The sequence below is a fragment of the Streptococcus sp. SO4 genome (genome assembly GCF_030440055.1).
GTDB lineage: Bacteria > Bacillota > Bacilli > Lactobacillales > Streptococcaceae > Streptococcus > Streptococcus nidrosiense.
Genome location: NZ_JAQFJI010000010.1, coordinates 88986 through 97117, shown reverse-complemented (window position 1 = coordinate 97117; position 8132 = coordinate 88986). Strand labels below are relative to the sequence as shown.

5 protein-coding genes are annotated in these 8132 nt (G+C 39.8%); 1 reads left to right on the top strand and 4 read right to left on the bottom strand.

Annotation, left to right across the window (positions count from 1 at the left end):
* Positions 1-79 precede the first annotated feature (79 nt).
* Entirely contained in the window at positions 80-544 is a 465-nt protein-coding gene (locus PCY08_RS07475; RefSeq protein ID WP_301559943.1) for a sigma-70 family RNA polymerase sigma factor, read from the bottom strand.
* A gap of 172 nt (positions 545-716) precedes the next feature.
* Positions 717-2942 carry a penicillin-binding protein PBP2A gene (gene pbp2a, locus PCY08_RS07470; RefSeq protein WP_301559942.1) on the bottom strand — a complete coding sequence of 742 codons (2226 nt, stop codon included), beginning with the start codon at positions 2940-2942 and terminating at the stop codon, positions 717-719.
* 88 nt (positions 2943-3030) lie between these two features.
* Between pbp2a and PCY08_RS07465 the strand changes: the two genes are divergently transcribed.
* On the top strand, positions 3031-3906 hold the full coding sequence (locus tag PCY08_RS07465; RefSeq protein WP_301559941.1) for an RluA family pseudouridine synthase: 876 nt from the start codon (positions 3031-3033) through the stop codon (positions 3904-3906).
* A gap of 73 nt (positions 3907-3979) precedes the next feature.
* Here PCY08_RS07465 and gap read toward each other — a convergent pair whose 3' ends face one another.
* Positions 3980-4990 carry a type I glyceraldehyde-3-phosphate dehydrogenase gene (gap, locus tag PCY08_RS07460; protein ID WP_045762475.1) on the bottom strand — a complete coding sequence of 337 codons (1011 nt, stop codon included), beginning with the start codon at positions 4988-4990 and terminating at the stop codon, positions 3980-3982.
* A gap of 269 nt (positions 4991-5259) precedes the next feature.
* Positions 5260-7911: a bifunctional acetaldehyde-CoA/alcohol dehydrogenase gene (gene adhE / locus PCY08_RS07455; protein ID WP_301559940.1), complete on the bottom strand. Its 2652-nt coding sequence runs from the start codon at positions 7909-7911 to the stop codon at positions 5260-5262.
* Positions 7912-8132 lie beyond the last annotated feature (221 nt).

The window sequence follows — 8132 nt, the reverse complement described above, 5'->3', positions numbered from 1 at the left end:
ACGGACCAGAGTTGTTATTTTCAACTCTTACTATTATACCGACTTTTCTTACTTTGTCAACACCTTTTTTTAATTTTTTTTAGAAGTCTTGTAATCTTTCCTTCAGCTCTCTGAGAAGGGCTTTGCGACCTTTAAATCGTTCGTCTGCCCAGAGGCGTTCATAAGCTTCCTGCTTATCTTCTGGTAATTTTCTTCTATAAGTATTCAACAGTTCATGAAGGGCGTAGTAATCATCCAACCACAATCCTCCTTCTGGTAGGCGATGGCTAATCTCCCCTACTTCTTCATAGGCCATCCGGTCTAGGCGACGTTTTTGACTCTCTTGTTTTCTGACGCTATCAAGGATTCGATTGCGGAATTTTGTTTTGAAGTAGACGTAGAGTTTCTTTTCCTCTTCCACTAATTCTGGATGGTGTTCTAGAAGTTCATGGAGACAGATCATTCCCTCTTGGTCCCAATCCTCTTTCTCCCACAGGTGGAGATAGTAATCTTTTCTACATTTATGAACAATTCCTTTTACCTTCGCATAATATTTCTCAAGCATTTGCTTTCCCCCTTTCTCTGCTTGTAGTATAGCAGAGAAAGGGGGAAAGAAGGGCCATCGTTCCTATCTTGTGTTTTTTCAAGTCCAAGGTGTATCAGGAAGCATGAATACTGACATGTGAGAGTAAAAAAAGACAAAGATTTGAATCCTTGTCTTTTAGCTTATAAACGTATTAGCGAAACAGATCTACAATGGTATCCCAAACTGTCTGAGCTTTTTCTTTAATCTTAGCATCTGAAATAGCTTTTCCTGCTTCATCGACCAGATTTTGTGCTCGTCCACGAATATCTGCTAATATATCATCCGACTGCGTACTAGTATCACTTGTAGTTTGTTTAGGTGTATTTTCTGGTGCAATACCATTCATTTTATAAGCATTTTCAACTGTAAAAGTGCTACCTGGTGTATATGGTAGGATTGTTTCCGCCATACTTCTAAAAATGTGAGCAGCACCATTCGAAGTCGAACCTGCTAGATAATGATTTTCATCGGTAGTAGGGAAACCAAGCCAATGGCTAATCACTAAATCAGGGGTATATCCAATCACCCATTGATCACTGGTATATTCTGGGTTAAAAGCTGCCTCTGTTGTTCCTGTTTTTCCTGCCATTACATAATCTTCTGGAGACGAACTGACTCCTGTACCATTTGTAAAAGTACCTAACATCATACTGGTCATTTTATCAGCTACCGATTTGTCAACCACTCGTTTTTGAGTATTTTTATGAGTAGCAATCACTTGACCACTAGCATTTTCAATACGGGTGATAAAGTGAGCATCCGGCATGAGTCCTTCATTTGCAAACACTGCGTAGGCTTGGGCCATCTGAAGAGGGTTAGTTTCTACGCCACCACCTAAAGCTACTCCAAGCACACGATCTACATCGCTCATGTTGAGACCAAACTTTTCACCCGCTTCAAAGGCTTTATCAATTCCAAGTTCTTTAACAGTAGCTACTGCAGGTAAATTTAGAGATTTTGCCAAAGCTTGATACATGGGTACTTCTCGTGATGTCTTGATTCCTGCGTAGTTGTCTACTTTATAATCACCATATTGCATGGTATGATTATCCAACTCCTTATTAAGAGACCAACCCGCTTCAACCGCTGGCGTGTACACTATCAAGGGTTTAATAGTCGAACCTGGGCTTCTTTTTGATTGGGTTGCATAGTTAAAATTCCTGAAACCTGTCTTATCATCCCCTGCCACTCGACCAACAACTCCTCGAACTCCACCCGTTTTTGGCTCCAAAGCGACACTACCAGACTCTGCATGTGTCCCATCTTCAGCTGTCGGAAAGAGCGAAGTATTTTGATAGATAACCTGCATATTTGCTTGGTAATTTTGATCTAGCTCCGTATAAATTCTATAACCGTTATTAACGATTTCTTCCTCTGTTAGATTATACTTTTCAATAGCCTCATTAACAACTGCATCAAAATAAGAAGGATAACGGTAGTCTGATATTTTCCCTTCATAACTATCTTTCAATTGAGAAGCCATATCAACACTTGCTGCTTCTGCTTCCTTATTTTTATCAAGGTAGCCGGCAGCCACCATATTTTGCAAGACAGTATCTCTTCGATTAGTTGAATGCTCAATGGAATTCAGAGGATTGTACAATTCTGGGCCTTTAAGCATACCTGCTAAAGTGGCGGCTTCATCAAGAGTTAATTCCGATGCCGAAACTCCAAAGTACTTTTTACTAGCATCCTCAACACCCCAAACTCCATTGCCAAAGTAGGCATTGTTCAAATACATGGTTAGAATTTCTTTTTTACTGTATTTTTTGGTTAATTCTAAAGCAAGAAAGAATTCTTTGGCCTTTCTTTGCACAGTTTGGTCTTGTGAAAGATAAGCATTTTTCGCCAACTGTTGAGTAATTGTAGAACCACCACCCGAGCGACCAGCTGTTAGGATAGCTAGAAAAAAGCGACCATAGTTAATTCCACTATTTTTATAGAAGCTTCTATCTTCTGTCGCAATAACAGCATTCTGCAAATCTTCACTAATTTCCGAAAGTTCAACATAGGTCCCTTTTTGGCCTGACAAGGCACCAGCCTCATTCTCTTCTCTGTCAAAAATCACCGTTCGTGTTTTCAAAGCATTCTGCAAGTCTGTAACATTTGTCGATTTAGCCAAGGCAAATAGATAGACCCCAACAAACAAGCTTGCACTTAGTCCAAGAATTAGAAAGATTTTGGTCAAATGATAGCGACGCCAAAATTTTCGAATAGGTCCGACTTCCCCAACTTTCTTTCGCCCACCTCTTGACCGTCTTAAATTAGTCGAGGTATTTTCTTCGTTATTAGCTTCGTCGATTTCTATTTCTTCCATTTCAGCTTCTTCTTTTTTAAATAAAGAAAGAAACTTTTCAAATAATGTATCTAATTTCATGCGTTTATTTTATCATCTTCCCCATAGGATGACAAGAATTTAGCTAGTTTCTCTATCCAAATAATCTATTTTTTGTTACAATATCTGTATGAAATTTACCTTTGTTATTCCTGACTCTCTTCCTGAAATGACTGTCAAAGTCTTCTTGGAAGAACAACTACTCATTCCGAGAAAAATACGGCATTTCTTGAGAATTAAAAAGCACATTCTCATCAATCAAGAAGAAGTCCACTGGCATCAAACTGTCAAAGCCGGAGATGAATGTCAACTGATTTTCGATGAGGAGGATTATCCTACAAAAGAAATTGTTTTGGGGAATCCTAATCTTGTCCAAGAAGTCTACCAAGACCAACATTTGATTATCGTTAACAAACCTGAAGGTATGAAAACTCACGGGAATCAACCAGATGAGATTGCTCTTCTCAACCATGTCACCGCCTATGTAGGCCAGACTTGCTATGTCGTTCATAGACTAGACAAAGAAACAAGCGGTCTCGTACTATTTGCTAAAAATCCATTTATACTGCCCATCCTCAATCGATTATTGGAGAAAAAAGAAATCTCCCGCGAATACTGGGCTCTGGTTGAGGGAAAAATAGGAACTAAAGAGCTTGTCTTTCGAGACAAAATCGGTCGCGATCGTCACGATCGTAGAAAACGGGTGGTAGATTTCAAAAATGGTCAATATGCTGAAACTCATGTAACTCGATTGAAACAATTTCAAAACAAAACTAGTCTCGTTCGTTGTAGATTAAAAACAGGGCGAACTCATCAGATTCGGGTTCATCTATCTCACCACGGACATCCAATCCTCGGAGACCCGCTCTACAACCCACACTCAAAAACTAAGAGACTAATGCTTCATGCATTTAAACTTTCCTTTGTCCATCCTCTGACCTTAAACAAATTAAGCTTTACTGCGCTATCAGATACATTTGAAAGAGAATTAAACCAAAATGGATGACACTATCATCCATTTTTTCTTATAGATACAAAAAAAGCAAGACCAGTTAGCCTTGCTTTTATCAACTCAAGAATTATTTAGCGATTTTAGCGAAGTATTCAAGAGTACGTACAAGTTGTGCAGTGTATGACATTTCGTTGTCGTACCATGAAACAACTTTAACCAATTGTTTACCGTCAACGTCAAGAACTTTAGTTTGAGTTGCGTCAAACAATGATCCGTAAGACATACCTACAACATCTGAAGATACGATTGGATCTTCTGTGTAACCGTATGATTCATTGGCTACTGCTTTCATAGCTGCATTCACTTCATCAACAGTAACGTTCTTTTCAAGAACAACTACCAATTCAGTTACTGAACCAGTTGGTGTAGGAACGCGTTGTGCAGCTCCGTCAAGTTTACCGTTCAATTCTGGGATTACAAGACCGATAGCTTTAGCAGCACCAGTTGAGTTAGGTACGATGTTAGCAGCACCAGCGCGAGCACGACGGAGGTCACCTTTACGGTGTGGTCCGTCAAGAATCATTTGGTCACCAGTGTAAGCGTGGATAGTAGTCATCAATCCTTCAACAACACCGAAGTTATCTTGAAGAGCTTTAGCCATTGGAGCCAAGCAGTTTGTAGTACATGAAGCACCTGAGATAACTGTTTCAGTACCGTCAAGAACGTCGTGGTTAGTGTTAAATACAACTGTTTTAACATCTGATCCACCAGGAGCAGTGATAACAACTTTTTTAGCTCCACCTGGGTGCAAGTGTTTTTCAGCAGCTGCTTTAGTAGCAAAGAAACCAGTTGCTTCAAGAACGATTTCTACACCGTCGTTAGCCCAGTCAATTTGTTCTGGATCACGTTCAGCAGAAACTTTAACGAATTTACCGTTAACTTCAAATCCACCTTCTTTAACTTCCACAGTTCCGTCGAAACGACCTTGAGTTGTGTCATATTTCAACAAGTGTGCAAGCATAACTGGATCTGTAAGGTCGTTGATGCGAGTAACTTCAACACCTTCTACGTTTTGGATACGGCGGAAAGCAAGACGACCGATACGTCCGAAACCGTTAATACCAACTTTAACTACCATTAGTGATTTCCTCCTTATGAAAATCATGAAAATTTTATTGTGAAAAGAGTAACTTGAATCACTACAAATCACCTTTCAACATACCTATTATATAACTATTTTAGTTTAATTGCAAGCGCTGGCCTTGTTTTTCTGATAAGCTTTGGTAATATTTTCATTTCTTTACTTAGCCTTGCGGCCTACTCCAATTCTATGCATTTCTTAATAAAAAATATATTCTCTAAGCATAAAAAAACCGAGGTTTACCCTCGGTTTTGGCTGATAATCAATTATTTACGGCGTCCTGGTCTTTCTTTGTAACCATAGTAAGCATCTTCGATGATTTCTTGCATATGGTCAACCATTGGAAGACGTGGGTTTGCAGGTGAACATTGATCTTCATAAGCAAGGAAGGCCAATTCACGTGAATGTTCTTTCCATTCTTTTTCGTCAATACCTTGTGCTTTGAAGTTCATTTGGATACCTACGCGCTCACCAAGTTCGTAGACAGCTTTTGCGTAAGATTCCACCCCTTCTTCTGGTGTAGAAGCTGGAAGTCCAAGCATACGAGCGATATCTTGATATTTCTCATCTGCACGGTAGTAGTTGTACTTAGGCCATGTAGCTGCCTTAGCTGGGCGAGTACCGTTGTAACGGATAACGTATGGAAGCAAGATTGCATTTGTACGTCCGTGAACTGTGTGGAATTGCGCACCAATCTTGTGAGCCATTGAGTGAGAAATACCTAGGAAGGCATTGGCAAAGGCCATACCAGCGATTGTTGAAGCGTTATGCATTTTCTCACGTGAGTGGAAGTCTGCATTCTTAACTGAGCTTTCAAGGTTTTCGAATACAAGTTTGATTGCTTGAAGAGCAAGACCATCAGTGTAGTCACTAGCCATTTGTGATACGTAAGCTTCAGTTGCGTGAGTCAATACGTCCATACCAGTATCAGCAGCAACAAATCCAGGAACTGTCAATACCAAAGCAGGGTCTACGATTGCCACAGTTGGTGTCAATGAGTAGTCAGCGATTGGGTATTTACGGTTGTTTGCTTTATCAGAGATAACGGCAAATGGAGTTACTTCAGATCCTGTACCAGATGTAGTTGGGATCGCGATGAATTTAGTCTTCTTACCAAGCAATGGGAATTTGAAGGCACGTTTACGGATATCCATGAATTTTTGTACAAGGTCACGGAAGTCCACTTCTGGTTGCTCGTAGAAGAGCCACATAACTTTAGCAGCATCCATTGGTGATCCACCACCAAGAGCGATGATTGTATCTGGTTTGAAAGAGCGCATAATCTCAGTACCACGTTCAACTGTAGTGATATCTGGATCTGGTTCTACATCTGCAAAGATTTGGTAAACAACCTTATTGCGACGAAGGTCAAGTTGTTCGATGATACGATCAAGGAAACCAAGCTCTACCATAGCGTGGTCAGTAACGATCATGACACGCTCAACGTCACGACATTTTTGAAGGTATTGAATTGAATCACGTTCAAAGTATGTTTTTGAAGGAAGTTTCATCCATTGCATGTTATTTCTCCGTCTTCCGACTTTTTTGATGTTCAAGAGGTTAATGGCGCTAACGTTATCCCCAACTGAGTTACGTCCGTAAGAACCACATCCGAGTGTCAATGATGGCAAGAAGGCATTGTAAACGTCCCCGATACCACCGAAAGTAGAAGGTGAGTTACAGATAACACGAATAGCTTTAACAGCTTTACCAAATTCTTTAGTCAATTCTTCATCAGCAGTATGGATGGCAGCTGAGTGTCCAAGACCGTTAAATTCAACCATTTGACGAGCTTTAGCAATACCATCTTCACGGCTTTCAGATTTCAAAACTGCGATAACTGGTGACAATTTTTCACGAGTCAATGGCTCATTTTCACCAACTTCTTTACATTCTGCAGCAAGAATGTTTGTTCCTTCTGGAACAGTAAATCCTGCTTGTTCCGCAATCCAAGTTGCTGGTTTACCAACGATGTCAGCATTCAATTTTGCACCAGCACAGTTTTTGCTGTTTGCTTTCACGCCGAAGCAGAACTCTTCAAGAAGTGCTTTTTCTTTTTTGTTTACAAAGTAAGTGTGGTAAGATTTGAACTCTGCTACAAATTCATCGTAAATTTCTTTATCAATGATAACCGCTTGTTCAGATGCACAGACCATACCATTATCAAATGATTTAGACATTACGATATCGTGAGCAGCTTGGCGGATGTTAGCTGATTTTTCAACATAAGCTGGAACGTTTCCGGCACCTACCCCAAGAGCTGGTTTACCACATGAGTATGCAGCTTTAACCATGGCATTACCACCTGTTGCAAGGATTGTTGCAACACCTTCGTGGTTCATCAATGCGCTAGTTGCTTCCATAGATGGTTCAGTAATCCACTGTACACAGTTTTCAGGTGCACCTGCTTTAATCGCTGCATCACGAACGATTTGAGCTGCGTGAGCTGATGATTCTTGAGCTGATGGGTGGAATGCAAAGACAATAGGATTACGAGTCTTCAATGAAATCAACGCTTTAAAGATTGCTGTTGAAGTTGGGTTAGTTGTTGGAGTGATACCACAAACAACACCAACTGGTTCAGCGATAAGAGTCAATCCTGTTACATCATCTTCTTCGATAACACCAACTGTTTTAGTGTGGCGCATGTTATTTACTACGTGCTCACAAGCAAATAGGTTTTTAGTTGCTTTATCTTCAAATACTCCACGTCCTGTTTCTTCAAAGGCATGTAAAGCCAATTCTCCGTGAGCATCAAGTGCTGCAACTGAAGCTTTTGCTACGATATAATCGACTTGATCTTGGTCAAGTTTACGCATTTCTTCAAGGGCAACTAAAGCTTTTTGCACCAAACCATCGACATGCTTTTCAGCAGCGAGTTTCTTTTCTTCTGGTGTTACAGTTTTTTTATCAGCCATATTTTCCTCCATAGCTTTCAAGGATTGTAAGTCCTTTGTTAATTTTTTCACAAGTTTATTATAACTCTTTTTTAAACGTTTGTAAACAGTTTCATAGACATTTCACAAACTTTTTTTATTTGTTTGTGAAAACAATTTCAAATATACCCACACATGCACTTTTTCACTTAAAGTTTGTGAATTATTCTATAAAAGTTTTATTTTTCACAAACTTAGTTGTA

Excerpts from the sequence above, each read along its gene's own strand:
- PCY08_RS07475 (WP_301559943.1), bottom strand. The coding sequence starts at position 544 with ATGCTTGAGAAATATTATGCGAAGGTAAAAGGAATTGTTCATAAATGT.
- pbp2a (WP_301559942.1), bottom strand. The coding sequence starts at position 2,942 with ATGAAATTAGATACATTATTTGAAAAGTTTCTTTCTTTATTTAAAAAA.
- PCY08_RS07465 (WP_301559941.1), top strand. The coding sequence starts at position 3,031 with ATGAAATTTACCTTTGTTATTCCTGACTCTCTTCCTGAAATGACTGTC.
- gap (WP_045762475.1), bottom strand. The coding sequence starts at position 4,990 with ATGGTAGTTAAAGTTGGTATTAACGGTTTCGGACGTATCGGTCGTCTT.
- adhE (WP_301559940.1), bottom strand. The coding sequence starts at position 7,911 with ATGGCTGATAAAAAAACTGTAACACCAGAAGAAAAGAAACTCGCTGCT.